Genomic DNA, 16,606 nt, shown 5'->3' with positions numbered 1-16,606 from the left:
GACGGCCGGGCGCGTGGGGCCCGTTGGACGGGTCCCCCGGCCGTCCGGACCGGAGCGTGGTTGAAGGTAACACCGCCGCAAGGTCTTGCGTAAGAGCTTGCGATTGATCGAGAGCGATACCGCACCGCACCCTCGCCGCAAGGAGAGCCCCCGTGACCAGAACGCCCCGCCGCACCGCGGCGACCATCGCCCTCGCCGTACTCGCCGCCGCGGCGCCCCTCGCCTCCCCGGCCGCCGCCGAGGCCCCGCCCGCGGCGAGCGCCGCCGCGGCCCCCGCCCCCCTCGACCTGACCAAGGCGCGGGCCCAGTGGATCGACCGCGACACCGTCGCCTGGGACGCCCAAGGCGCCGTCGCCACCCAGGAGTTGAGGTACTCGGCGGACGGCAGCCTCGCGCTCAAGGACGGCGAACTCACCGGCGAGGGGCGGCGCATCGGGCTCACTCCCGTCCCCGGCGGACTCACCGCCGCCCAGCGGGCGCAGTACCCGCACCTCAAGGACTACGCGGCCTACTCCGTCGACCCGAAGGACCGCGACCGGGTCCGCGAGGCCCTCACCGGCCAGCTCGTCGCCGTCCGCCGCGCCGCCGACGGCACCCCGCTCACCGCCACCGGAGTCCAGACCCAGGGCGTGCTCGACGACCTGTACGCGCCCGCCGCGACCCGTGCCGCCCTCGGCCCGGACTTCCGCGACGCCGACCGCCCCTCGCTCTCGGTCTGGGCCCCCACGGCGCAGTCCGTCGCCCTCGAACTCGACGGCGAGCGCGTCCCGATGCGGCGCGACGGCGCGAGCGGCGTCTGGTCCGTGCGGGGCCACGCCTCCTGGGCGGGCAAGCCGTACCGGTACGTCGTGAAGGTGTGGGCGCCCAGCGTCCAGAAGATCGTCACCAACAAGGTCACCGACCCCTACTCCACGGCCCTCACCGCCGACTCGGCCCGCAGCCTCCTCGTCGACCTCCGCGACCCGAAGCTGGCCCCCGCCGGCTGGGCCCGCCTGAAGAAGCCACGGGCGACCCCGCTGCGCGACGCGCAGATCCAGGAGCTGCACGTCCGCGACTTCTCGATCGAGGACCGCACCTCCCACCACCCGGGAAAGTACCTGGCGTTCACGGACAGCCGCTCCGACGGCATGAAGCACCTCCGTGCGCTGGCGCGCTCCGGCACCTCGTACGTGCACCTCCTGCCCGCCTTCGACTTCAGCACGGTCCCCGAGCGCGCCGCCGGACAGGCCGCCCCCGACTGCGACTTGGCGGCCCTGCCCCCGGACTCGGAGGAGCAGCAGAAGTGCGTGGCGAAGACGGCGGCCGATGACGCCTACAACTGGGGCTACGACCCGCTGCACTACACCGTCCCCGAGGGCGGCTACGCAGTCGACCCCGAAGGACCGCGCCGCACCGTCGAGTTCCGGCGGATGGTGCAGGGCCTGAACCGGGCGGGCCTGCGCACCGTGATGGACGTCGTCTACAACCACACCGCCGCGAGCGGCCAGGCCGACCGCTCCGTCCTCGACAGGATCGTGCCCGGCTACTACCAGCGGCTCCTCGCCGACGGCACGGTCGCCACCTCCACCTGCTGCGCGAACACGGCGCCCGAGAACGCCATGATGGGCAAGCTCGTCGTCGACTCGATCGTCACCTGGGCCAAGGAGTACAAGGTCGACGGATTCCGCTTCGACCTGATGGGCCACCACCCCAAGGCCAACATCCTCGCGGTCCGCGAGGCCCTCGACGCGCTCACCCCGGAGCAGGACGGCGTCGACGGCAAGAAGATCATCCTCTACGGGGAGGGCTGGAACTTCGGCGAGATCGCGGACGACGCCCGCTTCGTGCAGGCGACCCAGCGCCACATGGCGGGCACCGGCGTCGCGACCTTCTCCGACCGGGCGCGTGACGCGGTGCGCGGCGGCTCCCCCTTCGACGCGGACCCCGGCGTCCAGGGCTTCGCGACCGGCCTGGCCACCGACCCCAACTCTTCGAAGGCGAACGGCACTCCGGCCGAGCAGAAGGCCCGCCTCCTCCACTACCAGGACCTGCTCAAGGTGGGCCTGACCGGCAACCTGGCGGACTACGCCTTCACGGACTCGTCCGGCCGCCGCGTCACCGGAGCGGACGTCGACTACAACGGCGCCCCCGCCGGATACGCGAAGGCCCCCGGCGACGCCCTCGCCTACGCCGACGCGCACGACAACGAGACCCTCTACGACGCCCTCGCCTACAGGCTGCCCCCGGCCAGGACCCCCGCCGAACGGGCCCGCATGCAGGTCCTCGCGATGGCGACGGCGACGCTCTCCCAGGGCCCGTCCCTCTCCCAGGCGGGCACGGACCTGCTGCGCTCCAAGTCCCTCGACCGCAACTCCTTCGACAGCGGCGACTGGTTCAACGCCATCCACTGGGACTGCCGGGACGGCAACGGCTTCGGCCGCGGACTGCCCATGGCCGCCGACAACAAGGACAAGTGGCCTTATGCGAAGCCCCTGTTGACCTCCCCGCACCTCACCCCCGGCTGCACGGAGATCAACGCCGCGTCGGCTGCCTACCAGGACCTGACGCGACTGCGGGCCACGGACCCGGCGTTCTCCCTTGCGACCGCCGCCCAGGTCCAGTCCGAGCTGTCGTTCCCGCTCTCCGGCACGCCCGCCGAGACCCCGGGCGTGGTCACTATGCGCCTGGGCCACCTCGTCGTCGTCTTCAACGCGACACCGCGAAGCCAGTCCCAGACGGTCGACGCCGTCAAGGGCGCGCGGTACGCGCTGCACCGGGCGCAGGCGAAGGGCTCCGACCCGGTGGTCAAGTCGTCCTCGTACGAGCGGAGTTCGGGAACGTTCACGGTGCCCGCGCGCACGGTCGCGGTGTTCAGCCGCTGACCGGGTGCCTAGGCCCGCCGCTCCGCATGCACCGGGCAGTAGTGCATCGCCTTGCCCCGCTCCGAGGGCGGCGGCAGATTCCGTACGGGGGTGTGGAGCAGCGGCGCGCTCGCGGGCACCCGCCCCCGCACCCGGTCGAGCCCGTCCCGGGCCCGCGGATGCTTGCGCAGGCGAGGCGGCACCAGCCGGAACACCCCGCCCACCGCCCGCCCCACCAGCCGGTGCAGCCGCGCGTCCCGCCGCGACCACGCGTACCCGAGGCGCTCGCGCACCGCCTCGTCGTAGAGCCCCACGGTCAGCCAGAGGAAGCCGCGCCCGACGGGCCCCCGCACCAGCCGCCACAACGGCATCGGCAACCAGCAAGCCGACGGCGGCCGGTCGAGCCGGGCGATGTCGAGGACGTCGCGCGTGGCCTTGTTGTCCTCCAGGACGCGACGGCACATGTCGTCCCAGTACGCCTGGAAGTCCTCCCACGTCTCCGGCACCGGCCGCATGCTCACCCCGTACCGCGCGTACCACGCCCGGTGCTCCGCGAAGAGCCAGCGCTTCTCCTCCTCGGTGATGCCGCCGCAGAAGTGCTCGGCGGTGAGGACCGTGCCGTAGAAGAAGGTCGCGTGCGCCCAGTAGAAGACGTCCGGATCCAGCGCGTGGTAGCGCCGCCCCCGGTCGTCGACGCCCTTGATCTCCCGGTGGTAGTCGCGCACTTCGCGCGCCGTCCGCTCGGCGTGCTCGCCGTCGAAGACGACGCCGCCGATGGGGTAGAGCGAGCGGTACAGCCGCTCCCAGCGCTCGCTGAAGAAGTCCGAGTGCTGCTCGACGGCGGCACCGAGCTTGGGGTGCATGTTCTGCATCGAACCCGCCCACAGCGCCTGCAGGATCCCGCGCCAGTCCCCGAAGTACTTCCAGGTCAGAGAGGAGGGTCCGAGGAGGTCGTCCGTCATCGCGTCAGCTCCCGTCACGCCGTACGCCGCGTACGGCCGGTCAAGATGTGGTACTGACAACGTGCGTTGTCACGCTAAGAAGACCCCCAGGAGGTGTCAAGTGAGCGGACCGGAAGGGGAGTTGCTCGACGCGCGGCGCCGGACCCGGCGCGCCGACCTGCTCGCGGCGGGCGTCGCCCTGCTGGGCGCCCCCGGGCGGCCGGGCGTGACGGTGCGGGCGGCCTGCCGCAGGGCGCGGCTCACCGAGCGCTATTTCTACGAGAGCTTCGGCGACCGGGACGCGTTCGTGCGGGAGGTGTACGCGCACGTGGGCGCGGTCGCCCACGAGGTCCTGGCGGGGGCGGTGCGCGACGCGCACGGCGGGGAGGGCGCCGCGGATCCGGAGAAGGTGGCCCGCGCGGCCGTGGAGGCGTTCGTCGACCTCCTCGTGGAGACACCGGAGACGGCCAGGGTCCTGCTCCTTGCCCCCCTGCGGGAGCCGGTGCTCGGCGGCCAGGGCCTGGCGCTGGTCCCCGCCTTCGTCGCGCTGGTCCACGACCAGCTCTCGGCGGTCACGGACCCGGCCGAGCGCCACATGGCGGCCCTCGGCCTGGTGGGCGCGCTCACGAACCTGTTCATCGCCCACCTCGACGGCACCCTCGCGGTCGACCGGCGGCGCCTGACCGACCACTGCGTGGCCCTGGTGGTGTCGGCCAACAGGGCCACGCAGTAGGGGAGTTGCCTCACTCGGTCCCGATGGCGTCGACGACGGCGTTGACGACGGTGGCCGGGTCGTCGTCGAAGGTCACGGGAGCCGCCGGGGCGGCAGGCTCCGACGCCCGCCGCAGGGCGGTGATGCACGTGCTGAGGGCGGCCTGGAGCTCCTCCAGGCGCTGCAGCATGTCGTCCTCGTAGATGTCATCCATCTCGGCGTCGTCGAAGGTGAGCTCCTCGAAGACCTTCGTCGCCTTCTGCAGGCTGCTGTAGAACTTCGTCCGCCGCTCCTGGACGCGCAGTTCGGGATCGGTCTCGACGGTCTCGACGACCAGGCCCTTGATGGTGTCGTACGCCTCTCCGGCCCACTCGCCCGCGTCCTCGTCGTCGTCCAGCTCGTCGATGAGGGAGAGGTGCCGCTCGGCCTCGGCGCGCAGCTCGGCGGGCGCGTCGAGGGTCTGCCCGGCGGGGGACTTGAACTCGCCGGTCTCGGCGATCTGGCGCACGTAGCCGATGCGGTCGGCGGCGCGGGACTCGCTGGCGACGGCCTTCTTCAGCTCGTCGGTGCGGGCGATGTCGCGGGCCAGCTCCGTCTGCAGCTCCGGGTCCTCCTTGAGGCGGTCGAGGAGGGCGTGCCGGGCGGCCTGCGCGGTGGAGGGGTCGGCGAGGATCGCGGCCCGCAGCGCGGTCGGGTTCTCCGCGACCTCCAGGGCCTTGGTGGGCTTGATGCCCTCGGCCTCGGCGGCGGCGCTGATGGCGGTGCCGCGCACGGAGGAGGCGCTGGACCGCGAGACGTAGTACGTCAACCACACGTCGGCGTCGGGCAGTTCGACGTCCTGGCCCGGCGCGAGCGCCTCGAAGTGCGGCACGAGGCCGTCGTCGGCGGCCCGGTCCCACGCCTTGTAGTAGCGCATCACGCGCTCGGCGGAACACCCGGCGAGCTCGCTGAACTCCTTCGCCGACACCTTGTCCGACGCCCCCGCGGCCTCCCCGCCGGGCCGCACGCTCCGCGCCACCTTCAGCCCGAAGGCCCACCCGCCGGTACGGGCGTACGCCCCGAAGTCCCGGGCGTCCCGCGCGACGGTCTCGTGCACGCCGCTCTCCTGCGCGGGAAGCTCCACCTCCGGGGCGTCCTTGGCTTCCTGGGCCGGCTCCACGGCTGTGACGGCTTCTTCGGACGGGTCGATCGCTACGGTCACCGGGGTCTCTCCTGGGTCGGGGGTGGGGGACAAATGATCCACCCAGCAGCTTATCCGGGCTGGTCAGCCGAGCCGCACGGCCAGGGAGTAGACACGGGTGGACTGTGCGGGGCGGGCGTTGTTGTCGGCGATCAGATAGAGGGCGCGCCGCCCCGCGTACACGCCGGACAGCTTCGGGCCGAGGGCCATGCCCTCGACGTTGGTGAGGACCGGATTGGGCTGGATCTCGTCCGAGTGGACCCCGCGCGAGGGGCAGGTGCCGAGGTTGAACAGGAGCTTCTTGGGGACGAGGGCGTCCGTGGCGTCCCGGTCGAGCGCGTCGTCGCGGCTCACGTCCTCGGCCTTGGTGAGGTCCACCTCGTAGACGTGGATGCCGTTGCCGAGCTGGCTGATGTAGCCGCGCTCCAGGGCCAGCAGATGGTCCTTGTCGAGGGCCACGAGCTCGCTCAGGTACAGGCCCTCCTCGGTCTGGTACGCGTACTGCCAGTCCTTGGCGTAGGCGCCGCCAGGCGCCCCCTGGTAGCGCTCGATGCGCAGCTGGTGGCGGCCGTGCAGGTCGTCGTCCCGGAGCAGCGGCCCCTCCATGCCCGCGAACAGGTGCCTGCCGTCGGGGGTGGCCGTGAGGGACTCCAGGCTGCGGGTGTGGTCGGCCTCGCCGCCCTGGTCGGGCGGCCGGAACTCCTCGGGGACGGGGAGGCCGGCGCCGACCTGCCGGCCGTTGTCGAGGCGGAACCGGCGGATGTCGGGGCCGAGTTCGGTGCTGACGAGCGCCGTGTCGCCGCCCTTCTCGACGACCAGGCCCTCGGCGTCGAACGTGGGGAACCTGCTGTGGTCGGAGTGGTAGAGCCCCTGCACGTCCTCGACCTCGGGCCGCAGGTCGTAGGGGGTGCCCAGGGAGATGCGGTACAGCTCGGCGGGCTGGTCGTCGCGGACCGCGAGCGCCTGCTGCACGCCGCCCTGCAGCGTGGTGAGCGCGAGGGCGGAGAGGCCGTCGATCTGCTTTCCCTGGTACGCGGTCTGGTCCAGCCGGTCGGAGACGTCGAGCAGCGTGGCGCGGCCGCCCTTGCCGCAGGGGCCGGGGATGGCGGCGGGGGCGGCCGCGCGCGGCTTGTCGTCGTGCGTGCCCTCGTCGGCCAGCAGGAGGGTGCCGCCCACTCCGGCGGCGGCGCCCGCCGCGGCGACCACGGCGGCCCACGCGGTCAGCCGGCGCCGGGTCCAGCGCCGGTGCGCCGGCTCGGGGTCGGGCACGGGCGGCGCCAAGTTGTTGCGTACGAAGGCCAGTTCACCGATGCTGCCGTCGTCGTGGCACCTGGGCTCGGGGAACTTCTTCCGGGTGAGGGAGCGCCGCAGCGTGTGGTGGATCTGGTCGAGCGAGAGGTGCCCGCGGTCCGGGTGCCGGGGGTCGCCCCGCTCCAGGAGGCGGATCAGCTCGCCGGAGAACGCCGTGAAGCCGCCCTCGCCCTCGGCCTGGGCCTTGAGGTCGCTGCCCGTCGACGTGAGGATGTAGGAGCCCTCGATGGCGATGAGGCTCTCCTCGGGGGCGTCGCTGTCGGCCGCCAGCGTCGTGCCGTTCGCCGCCTGGCCGCTGTAGCAGCAGTCGAGCACGATGATCCGGCGCTTCACGGAGTGCTTCTGCTCCTCGATGTACGTCCGCAGCGTGTCGTACTGCAGCGCCTTCTCCCGGCGGCCGCGCTGCGAGCCGGGAAGCGCGAGGTACAGCTGGTCGCTGCGGATGTCGAGCAGCCCGTGACCGGCGTAGTAGACGAGCAGCGTGTCGGTGGCCTGCTCGGCCGCCGCCAGGATCGCGTCGATCACGGCGCCGGAGGACTCCGGGTTCCGGACCGGCGTGATCTGCGCCTGCGGCACTCCCCAGATGTCGGTGTCCGCGAGCAGCTCGCTCAGCCTGGCCACGTTCTTCTGCACGGCGGGGAGCCCGGGCAGGTGGTTGTACGCGTCGACGCCGATGAGGACGCAGGCGGACGCCTTCGCGCGGCGCAGGCGCTCCTCGTCCGAGGCGCTCACGCGTCCCCCTCCGGGGGCGTGTCCTCCCCTTCCCGCCGCTCCCGCCCCGCCCGCTCTTCCCGGGCGAGCTCTTCGAGGCGTTCGAGCGCGCGGCGCAGGGCGTCCGGGTCGCGCAGGTCGGCGGCGGTGAGGGTGACGCTGTCGGTGTCGGAGTCCTCGCGGGCGACCCGGAGCGCTCCGCGCGCCGCCCGCGCGTCCCGCCAGGAGACGACGGCGACGGCCAGCGCGCCCCAGTTCGGCCCGTGCTCCGCCAGCAGGCGCAGCACTTCGAAGGTGCCGCCCATTTCTCCGGGCGCGGGTTCGTCGCCGACTTCCTTGACCGTGATCCCCGTGCCGCGCAGTCCGCCGTCGTCGGTCAGCCAGCGGCACAGCGACCGGAACTCCAGCGCCTGCTGGGTGGGGTCCGGTCCGTGCACCGACAGTCGTACGTACATGACGCATCCCCCTCGACAATGGCCGCCTGCCCTCACGGCACTTGCCTAACACCCCCAGAGGGTACGGAAGTTACGGCGTCCGGAGTGCCGGAAGCGCACGGCTCCCCGGCGCCCGCCGCCGGTCCGCCGTCGAGGTGGCGGACCCGCCCCGCGCCCACCCCCGCGATCCCCATGGGCACGCACAGCACCGTGAGCAGCACCAGCGGCACCGTCCAGCCGCCCGTCGCGTCGTGCAGGGCGCCGAGCAGGAACGGGCCCGCGGCGGCGAGGAGATAGCCCACGCCCTGGGCCATGCCGGACATCTCCGCGGCCCGCGCGCTGTCCGGGGCGCGCAGCACGATGACGGCGAGCGCGGTGGAGATGAGCAGCCCGCTGCCGAAGCCCTGCATGATCATCCAGGCGTACGCGCCGCCGACCGGGGCGATCGTCAGGCCGACGAGCGACGCGGCGAACAGCGTGGATCCGCAGACGGCGAAGGGGACTTGGGAGCGGACGCGGCCGACGAGTGCCGTGAACGCCAGCGAGCCCGTGATGCCGACGAGGCTCATCAGGGAGAGCATCCAGCCCGCCTCGGCGCTCGCCATGCCCTTGTCGGTGAGCAGCGCCGGGATCCACGCGGCGCAGGCGTAGTACACCAGCGACTGCAGGCCCATGAGCAGGGTGATCTGCCAGGCCAGCGGGGAGCGGCGCAGCGGCGGCCGCCCGGCCGCCGGAGCGGAGGCCGCCGGGGCGGCGGCAGGGAGCGGGGCCTCCTCCGCGCGCCCGTGGCGCAGTTGGGGCAGCCAGAGCAGGAACGCCAGGGCCGCGAGGACCGCCCAGACGCCGATCGCGCCCCGCCAGCCGAGCCCGAGCGCGTCCCCGACCGGCACGGTGACCCCGGCGGCGAGCGCCGCGCCGCAGAACAGGGCGACGGAGTAGAGGCCCATCATCAGGCCGGTCCGCTCCGGGAAGTGCCGCTTGATCACGCTCGGCACCAGCACGTTGGAGAGCGCGATCGCCGCCCCGAGCAGCGTCGTGCCCGCGAAGAGCGCGACCATGCCGGGCGCGAGGCGCAGGGATATGCCCGCGGTGAGCAGCAGCATCAGCGCGCCGAGGGCCCGGGTCATGCCGATGCGCCGGGCCAGCCGCGCGGCGAGCGGCGCGAGCAGGCCGAAGCAGAGGATCGGCAGCGTCGTGAGGAGACCTGCGAGCGAGGAGCTCAGGCCGGTCTCGTGGCGGATCGTGTCCAGCTCCGGCGAGACCGAGACGACGCCCGGACGCAGGTTCATGGCGATGAGCAGCACACCCGCCGCGAGCAGCGGGGCACCCGCGGCGGGCGCGGATCGGTTGGCACTTTGAGGCATGCCCATCAACGTAACATCCCATGTTTGGGCGACGCGGGCCGCCTGATGCTGGATTAGGCCGAGATCCGCGACGTGATCGCGGATCCATCTATGGGATATCTGCGAGACTAGACCGCGCGGTACGGAAATGAGGGGTGCGAAGGGCCCGGGTAAGGCGGGGCGGGGTCGCCGTGCGCGCCGTCAGTGCGCGCCGCCCGCCCGCCGGCCGGCCTCGGTGACCCACTGCCGCAGGCTGTCCGGCGTCATCGGCTCACCGGCCCGCGCGGGGTGCACCGGCTCCCCGTTGAGCAGCACGGTCAGGCCGGTGGCCGAACTCCCATGTGCGGGAGCCTCGTTGGACTTCGTCACCCAGCCGTTGTGCGCGCCCTCGTTGACGCACCGGGTGAACTTGTCGTTGGTCAGGCCGGTCACCATGCCCGCGAAGCGCAGGAGTTGGGGATTGTCGTAGGCGGCGCCCGCGGCCTCGGCGGGCTGGTTGGCGAAGAGGATGTCGTGGTACGGCGTGAACTGCCCGGCGTCCTGGGCGCACGCGGCGGCGTTGGCGGCGCGCAGCGCCCCGCGGGCCTCCTGCCCCGCGTCCGTGCGGGACGTGAGGTGGTACTCCGTCTTCAACTGGCCGCTGTTCTCCAGCTCGTGGAGGACGTTGCGGTACGTCTTGTTGAAGTCCCCGCAGGGCGAGCAGCGGAAGTCCTCCCAGACCGTGAGCGTCGCGGGAGCCTTGGGGCTGCCGACGGGGATGAGTGAGCCGTCCTTGCCCGCGGCGCCGCCGGGCGGCGAGATCTGCTGTGTCGCGCTCGTCCCGGCCTCCTGCTCCGTGTCGTCGCCGCCCTTGCCCCCGTACGCGAGTGTCAGCAGGCCGAGGCCCAGGGCGCCCGCCACTCCGGCGGCGACCAGAAACACGCGGCGCCGTCGCTGCCGGGCGTCGATCCGGGCCATCTCCGCCGCGAGCCACGCACCGCGGCCGGTCTGCTGTTCCTGCAAGCTGTCGTCTCTCACCCCCGCAGGATCGGTGCGGGCGGCGGCCCGTCCCGCGAGGCGGCTCCGGCGGGACACCCTTTCGGTGGCATGGGCGGGGGCGAGATCCGCCATGAGGCCCTGGTGAATCAGCCATCTTCGGCGGCCTGTCGGGACTCTGTCTATAAAACCGGCATGCTGGTTTGTTAGCGTGCTCTCGTTGTTTGCTCATGCCCGTTTCCCCACGATCGACGGGAGTCCATTCGTCGTGGCTACCTTCCTGTACAAACTGGGCCGCCTGGCCTTCCGGCGGCGAAAACTGATGCTCCTGCTGTGGGTGCTCGTCCTCGGCGGGGCCGGTTACGCGGCCTCCGCCGCGCCCGCCCCGCCCGCCGACACCTTCGCGATGCCCGGCACCGAATCCCAGAAAGCCTTCGACCTCCTGGAGAAGAAGTTCCCGGCGGCGAGCGCGGACGGCGGCACGGCGCGCGTCGTCGTGCGCGCGCCCAAGGGCGAGAAGATCACCGCTCCCGAGCAGAAGGCCAAGGTCGACAAGCTCGTCGCCGAGCTGGGCAAGGGCCCGCAGGTCTCCGGTGTCGCCGACCCCTTCGCGGCGAAGGCCGTCAGCAAGGACGGCACCACCGCGTACGCCTCCGTCACCTACAAGGTCCTCGGCACCGAGCTGACCGACAAGGCGCACGAGGCGCTCACCAAGGCGACCGACCGGGCCCGCGGCACGGGTCTCACCGTCGAGACCGGCGGTGACGCCGTCGAGGTCGAGGCGGCCATGGGCGGCAATGCCGAGAAGATCGGCGTCAGCATCGCCTTCGTCATCCTGCTGCTCACGATGGGCTCGCTGGTCGCCGCGGGCATGCCGCTCATCACCGCCCTGATCGGCGTGGGCGTCGGCATCTGCGGCATCACCGCCCTCGGCTCCACGCTCGGCCTGTCCAGCACGACCACGACGCTCGCCATGATGATCGGGCTCGCGGTCGGCATCGACTACGCGCTGTTCGTCGTCTCGCGCTACCGCGCCGAGATCGCCGAGGGCCGCCAGCCCGAGGACGCCGCGGGCCGGGCGACCGGAACGGCGGGCTCCGCTGTCGTCTTCGCGGGCCTCACGGTCGTCATCGCCCTCGCGGGCCTCGCGGTCGTCAACGTCCCGCTGCTCACCAAGATGGGCCTCGCGGCCGCGGGTACGGTCGCCGTCTCCGTGCTCATCGCCATCACCCTGGTCCCGGCCCTGCTCGGCATGGCCCGCTTCAAGGTGCTGCGCCGCAGGGACCGCAAGAAGTACGCGGGCAAGCCGCTCTCGGCGCGCCAGCAGCGGAAGCTCGCCAAGGCCGCCGCGCGCACCAAGCCGGTGCTCGGCGCGCGCTGGGCGGACTTCGTGGTGCGGCGCCCGCTGTCCATCCTGTTCCTCAGCGTCGTCGGTCTCGGCGCGGTCGCGGTGCCCGCGGCCAGCCTGGAACTCGGGCTCCCGGACGAGGGCACCTATGCGCCGGACACCACCCAGCGCAAGGCGTACGACATCCTCGCCGACTCCTTCGGCGCCGGGTTCAGCGGTCCGCTGACCGTCACCGTCGACACCGCGGGCAAGGGCGCCGCCAAGGCCGCGGACCAGGTCGGCAAGGCGCTCGCGGCCCGGGACGGGGTGCAGCAGGTCGCCCCCGCCCAGGTGAACAAGGGCGGTGACACCGCGATCATCAGCGTGGTCCCGAAGACCGCGCCGGGTGACGAGAAGACGCGGGACCTGGTCAAGTCCATCCGCTCCGAAGCGGGCGCCCTTGAGGCGAAGACCGGCTCCGAGATCCTGGTGACGGGCCAGACCGCCCTGTTCATCGACTTCTCGAAGACCCTGGACGACGCGCTGCTGCCGTACCTCGGCCTCATCGTCGGCCTGGCCTTCCTGCTCCTGATGCTGGTCTTCCGGTCGATCCTCGTCCCGCTCAAGGCGGCGCTCGGCTTCATCCTGTCGGTGGCCGCCGCGCTCGGCTCCGTGGTGGCCGTCTTCCAATGGGGCTGGCTGCAAGACGTGTTCGGCGTCGACCAGCCGGGTCCGGTGGTCAGCACCATGCCGATCTTCATGATCGGCGTCATGTTCGGCCTCGCGATGGACTACGAGGTCTTCCTCGTGACCCGGATGCGGGAGGCGTACGTGCACGGGGCGCACCCCAAGGACGCGATCGTCACCGGCTTCGGCCACAGCGGGCGCGTCGTGTGTGCCGCGGCGCTCATCATGATCAGCGTCTTCTCCGGCTTCATCATGGAGAACAACGACACGATCAAGATGATGGGCTTCGGCCTCGCGATCGCCGTCCTCTTCGACGCGTTCGTGGTCCGCATGGCCATCGTGCCCGCCGTCCTGGCGCTCCTCGGCAGGGGCGCCTGGTGGCTGCCGCGCTGGGTGAACGCGATCCTGCCGAACGTCGACGTGGAGGGCGAGGGGCTGCGCCGCCTCGACCCGCCGCAGGGCGCGGCGCACGGCGGGCAGCACTGGGTGGTGCCCGAGCAGGAGCGCTACCGCGAGCCCGTTCACTGAGCAGGTGAGGTGAACGCATGGCCCGGTGACTCGCTGAGTCACCGGGCCATCCGTTTGGCAGAGTTCGGGCGTCAGCAGCGCCCCCGCCCCACCCAGGAGCTCGCCCCATGCCCACCGAAGGCCGCCCCGCCGACCGCTTCACCGACCGCGTCGCCGTCGTCACCGGCGCCGCCTCCGGCATCGGCGCCGCCACCGCCGAGCGCCTCGCCCAGGAGGGCGCCGCCGTCGTCCTCGCCGACCTCGACGCCGCGCGCGGTGACGCCGTCGCGGCCCGGATCCGGGACGCGGGCGGGCGCGCCCTGTCCGTACGGGCCGACGTCGCGGCCGCCGACGACTGGGACCGGCTCATCGACACGGCCCATGAGTTCGGGCCCGTCTCCGTCCTCGTCAGCAACGCCTTCACCAAGGACGTCGCTCCCGCCCACGAGCTCAGCCCCGACTCCTGGCGCAGGCAGCTCGACGTCAATCTCACCGGGAGCTTCCTCGGCTTCCGCGCCGCCCTGCCCGACCTGGCGGCCCACGAGGGCGCCGTCGTCCTCACCTCGTCCGTCCACGCCCACAAGGGCATCCCGGGCCACCCCGCCTACGCCGCGAGCAAGGGCGCGCTGCTCTCGCTCTGCGGCCAGCTCGCCGTCGAGTACGGGCCCCGGGTGCGGGTCAACGCCGTCCTGCCCGGCCCCATCCTGACCGCCGCCTGGGACGAGGTCCCGGAGGCGGACCGGGCGCGCAGCGTGGCCGGGACGGCGGCGCGGCGCTTCGGCACGCCCGAGGAGGTCGCGGCCGCCATCGCGTTCCTCGCGGCCGGCGAAGCCTCGTACATCACCGGCACCAGCCTCCTCGTGGACGGCGGCTGGAGCGTGGTGAAGGAGTCCGCGTGAGCGCGGCCCGCGCGGAACCGAGGTCCAACCATCCCTGGCGCACGCCCTGTTGGCCCGGCCGCCCGGCGGACCTACCCTGAAAGCCGCCTGAGGGGTCGCCTGAGGGGGTCGCATGAGTGGACGTGGCGAGCGGAGCCGGAGTGCACAGCAGCCCCACGGGGCGGGTGACGGGCGGCGCGGGAGGCCGGGAAAGCCAGGAAAGGGGGAGCGGCTCGCGGACTGGGCGGACGGCCGCCTCGGGATCAACTCCCTGGCCAAGGCTCAGATGCGCAAGATCTTCCCCGACCACTGGTCGTTCATGTTCGGCGAGATCTGCCTCTACAGCTTCCTGATCCTCATCCTCACCGGCATCTACCTCACGCTCTTCTTCGAGCCCAGCGGCGTCGAGGTCGTCTACGACGGCTCGTACGTCCCGCTCAAGGGCGTCACCATGACGCGGGCCTACGAGTCCACCGTCGACATCAGCATGGAGGTGCGCGGCGGGCTGCTCATCCGGCAGATCCACCACTGGGCCGCCCTCGTCTTCGTCGCCGGGATGCTCGTGCACATGATGCGGGTGTTCTTCACCGGCGCCTTCCGCAAGCCGCGCGAGATCAACTGGCTGTTCGGCTGGACCCTGTTGATGCTCGGCCTGATCACCGGGCTCACCGGCTACTCGCTCCCCGACGACATGCTCTCCGGCACCGGCATCCGCTTCGCGCAGGGCGCCATCCTGTCGATCCCGGTCGTGGGGACGTATCTGGCGATGTTCCTGTTCGGCGGGGAGTTCCCCGGGCACGACATCATCTCGCGCCTCTATCCCATCCACGTCCTGCTGCTGCCCGGCATCATGCTGGGGCTCGTGGTGGCCCATCTGATCCTGGTCTTCTACCACAAGCACACCCAGTTCGCCGGGCCCGGCCGGACCGAGAAGAACGTGGTCGGGGCGCCCTTCCTGCCCATCTACATCGCCAAGGCGGGCGGCTTCTTCTTCCTGGTCTTCGGGGTGCTCGCGATCATGGGCGCGGTCGCCACCATCAACCCGGTGTTCGCGATCGGGCCCTACCGGCCCGACCTCGTCTCCACCGGCGCCCAGCCCGACTGGTACCTGGGATTCTCGGAAGGGCTGATCCGCGTGATGCCCAGCTGGGAGATCAACATCGCGGGCCACACGGCCGAGTTGGGGGTCTTCATCCCCTTCATGCTCTTCCCGCTCATCATGGCGGCGATCGCCGTCTACCCCTTCGTCGAGGCATGGGTCACCGGCGACAAACGGGAGCACCACATCGCCGACCGGCCCCGCAACGCCCCGGTCCGCACCGGCATCGGCGTCGCCTGGCTGACCCTGTACGGGGTCCTGATGATCGGCGGCGGCAACGACCTGTGGGCCACCCACTTCCGGCTCTCCATCAACACCATCACGTGGTTCGTGCGCATCGCCGTCTTCGTCGCGCCCGCCCTCGCCTTCTTCCTCACCCACCGGTTCTGTCTGGGCCTGCAGCGCCGCGACCGCGAGAAGGCACTGCACGGCCGGGAGAGCGGCATCGTCAAGCGGCTGCCGCACGGCGAGTACGTGGAGGTCCACGAGCCGCTCACCCAGGCCGAGTTGTACACCCTGACCGCACACGAGCAGATCACGCCGTACGAGGTCGGGCCGCTCGTCGACGAGCACGGCGTGGCCCGCCCGGTGACCCGGGCCATGCGGCTGCGAGCCCGCCTCGCCAAGGCCATGTACGGACCGGGCGCCCAGGTGGCCAAGCCCACCGCCGAGGAGTACCTGCAGTTGCACCGGGGTGAGGGGCCTCACCACTGACCGGGGCGGTGATCGGGATAGCCTCGCAAGGGTGATGGCATCCAGAGACGCAGCGGACGGACCGGGACGGCACGGCGACTCCCCGCAGGAGCCGACGCTGTTCGGCATCAGCGATCTGCACGTCGCCTACGACGACAACAAGAAGTTCCTGGACACGCTCCGGCCCCGGAGCGAGGGGGACTGGCTGATCGTCGCGGGTGACACCGCGGAGACCGTGGCCGACGTCGAGTGGGCCCTGCGGATCCTCACGAGCCGCTTCGCGAAGGTGGTGTGGGTGCCCGGCAACCACGAGCTGTGGACGCCCAAGGGGGACCCGGTCCAGCTGCGCGGCGAGGCCCGCTACCGCCATCTCGTCGCACTGTGCCGGGAGTTGGGCGCCGTCACCCCGGAGGACCCCTACCCCGTGTGGCGCGGCGCGGGCGGCCCGGTCACCGTGGCGCCGCTCTTCCTGCTCTACGACTACACGTTCCGGCCCGCCGGCACGCACGGCAAGGAGGACGCCCTGGCGGCGGCCCACGAGTCCGGCGTGGTCTGCACCGACGAGTTCCTGCTCCACCCCGACCCGCACCCCACCCGGGACGCCTGGTGCCGTGAGCGGGTGCGGATCACCCAGGAGCGGCTCGACGGGCTCGACCCCGAGCTGCCCAGCATCCTGATCAACCACTGGCCGCTGCGGCGCGAGCCCACCGACGTCCTGCACTACCCCGAGTTCGCGCTCTGGTGCGGCACCGAACTGACCGCCGACTGGCACCTGAAGTACCGCGCCGAAGCGGTCGTCTACGGCCACCTCCACATCCCCCGGCGCACCCGCTACGACGGTGTCCGCTTCGAGGAGGTCTCCGTCGGCTACCCGCGCGAGTGGCGCCGGGAGCGCCACCCGCAGCCGGGCCTGCGGCCGATCCTGCCCGCGCTCCCGGCCGGGGCGCGCTGGAACGACTGACGCCCCC

11 protein-coding genes and 1 pseudogene are annotated in these 16,606 nt (G+C 72.3%); 6 read left to right on the top strand and 6 right to left on the bottom strand.

All coding sequences use genetic code 11. From position 1 onward, the window contains the following. Window positions 1-272: 272 nt before the first annotated feature. Window positions 273-2,861: pseudogene (gene pulA, locus ACQB60_RS07785) on the top strand (pullulanase-type alpha-1,6-glucosidase); the annotation flags it as partial. A gap of 8 nt (window positions 2,862-2,869) precedes the next feature. Here pulA and ACQB60_RS07780 read toward each other — a convergent pair. Then, window positions 2,870-3,802, bottom strand: a complete 933-nt coding sequence (locus ACQB60_RS07780; protein WP_496925080.1) for an oxygenase MpaB family protein — start codon at window positions 3,800-3,802, stop codon at window positions 2,870-2,872. 100 nt (window positions 3,803-3,902) lie between these two features. Between ACQB60_RS07780 and ACQB60_RS07775 the strand changes: the two genes are divergently transcribed. Continuing rightward, window positions 3,903-4,514 (top strand): TetR/AcrR family transcriptional regulator, encoded by a 612-nt coding sequence (locus tag ACQB60_RS07775; RefSeq protein ID WP_496925079.1) that lies wholly within the window; start codon window positions 3,903-3,905, stop codon window positions 4,512-4,514. Between the two features lie 10 nt (window positions 4,515-4,524). Here ACQB60_RS07775 and ACQB60_RS07770 read toward each other — a convergent pair whose 3' ends face one another. From ACQB60_RS07770 to ACQB60_RS07750, 5 genes are all read right to left on the bottom strand, one after another. Then, entirely contained in the window at window positions 4,525-5,694 is a 1,170-nt protein-coding gene (locus ACQB60_RS07770) for a hypothetical protein (RefSeq protein WP_496925078.1), read from the bottom strand. Between the two features lie 63 nt (window positions 5,695-5,757). After that, a complete protein-coding gene (locus ACQB60_RS07765) occupies window positions 5,758-7,716 on the bottom strand; it encodes a caspase, EACC1-associated type (protein ID WP_496925077.1) in 1,959 nt (652 codons plus the stop codon). After that, entirely contained in the window at window positions 7,713-8,150 is a 438-nt protein-coding gene (locus ACQB60_RS07760; RefSeq protein WP_496925076.1) for an effector-associated constant component EACC1, read from the bottom strand. Before ACQB60_RS07760 ends, ACQB60_RS07765 begins: the two co-directional genes overlap by 4 nt. A 32-nt stretch (window positions 8,151-8,182) precedes the next feature. Next, window positions 8,183-9,493, bottom strand: coding sequence for a CynX/NimT family MFS transporter (locus ACQB60_RS07755; RefSeq protein WP_496925075.1), 1,311 nt, complete (start codon window positions 9,491-9,493; stop codon window positions 8,183-8,185). A 180-nt stretch (window positions 9,494-9,673) separates the two neighbouring features. Continuing rightward, window positions 9,674-10,489: a DsbA family protein gene (locus ACQB60_RS07750; protein WP_496925074.1), complete on the bottom strand. Its 816-nt coding sequence runs from the start codon at window positions 10,487-10,489 to the stop codon at window positions 9,674-9,676. A gap of 226 nt (window positions 10,490-10,715) precedes the next feature. Between ACQB60_RS07750 and ACQB60_RS07745 the strand changes: the two genes are divergently transcribed. The 4 genes from ACQB60_RS07745 to ACQB60_RS07730 all read left to right on the top strand — a co-directional run bounded on the left by ACQB60_RS07745 (window position 10,716) and on the right by ACQB60_RS07730 (window position 16,599). Next, entirely contained in the window at window positions 10,716-12,989 is a 2,274-nt protein-coding gene (locus tag ACQB60_RS07745) for an MMPL family transporter (RefSeq protein WP_496925073.1), read from the top strand. 107 nt (window positions 12,990-13,096) lie between these two features. Continuing rightward, window positions 13,097-13,867, top strand: a complete 771-nt coding sequence (locus tag ACQB60_RS07740) for an SDR family NAD(P)-dependent oxidoreductase (RefSeq protein ID WP_496925072.1) — start codon at window positions 13,097-13,099, stop codon at window positions 13,865-13,867. Between the two features lie 112 nt (window positions 13,868-13,979). Then, window positions 13,980-15,659 carry a cytochrome bc1 complex cytochrome b subunit gene (gene qcrB, locus ACQB60_RS07735; RefSeq protein ID WP_496925071.1) on the top strand — a complete coding sequence of 560 codons (1,680 nt, stop codon included), beginning with the start codon at window positions 13,980-13,982 and terminating at the stop codon, window positions 15,657-15,659. Window positions 15,660-15,693: 34 nt separating this feature from the next. After that, window positions 15,694-16,599, top strand: a complete 906-nt coding sequence (locus ACQB60_RS07730) for a metallophosphoesterase family protein (RefSeq protein WP_496925070.1) — start codon at window positions 15,694-15,696, stop codon at window positions 16,597-16,599. The last annotated feature ends 7 nt before the right edge of the window (window positions 16,600-16,606 follow it).

The organism is Streptomyces odontotermitis, from assembly GCF_050510915.1.
Classification (GTDB): Bacteria; Actinomycetota; Actinomycetes; order Streptomycetales; family Streptomycetaceae; genus Streptomyces.
Note: the sequence above shows the minus strand (reverse complement) of the source record. Positions and strands in the feature narration are given on the sequence as shown.

Bases quoted from the DNA above. Each gene is read 5' to 3' on its own strand.
- ACQB60_RS07780 (WP_496925080.1), bottom strand. From the start codon at position 3,802: ATGACGGACGACCTCCTCGGACCCTCCTCTCTGACCTGGAAGTACTTC.
- ACQB60_RS07760 (WP_496925076.1), bottom strand. From the start codon at position 8,150: ATGTACGTACGACTGTCGGTGCACGGACCGGACCCCACCCAGCAGGCG.
- ACQB60_RS07755 (WP_496925075.1), bottom strand. From the start codon at position 9,493: ATGCCTCAAAGTGCCAACCGATCCGCGCCCGCCGCGGGTGCCCCGCTG.
- ACQB60_RS07740 (WP_496925072.1), top strand. From the start codon at position 13,097: ATGCCCACCGAAGGCCGCCCCGCCGACCGCTTCACCGACCGCGTCGCC.
- qcrB (WP_496925071.1), top strand. From the start codon at position 13,980: ATGAGTGGACGTGGCGAGCGGAGCCGGAGTGCACAGCAGCCCCACGGG.
- ACQB60_RS07730 (WP_496925070.1), top strand. From the start codon at position 15,694: ATGGCATCCAGAGACGCAGCGGACGGACCGGGACGGCACGGCGACTCC.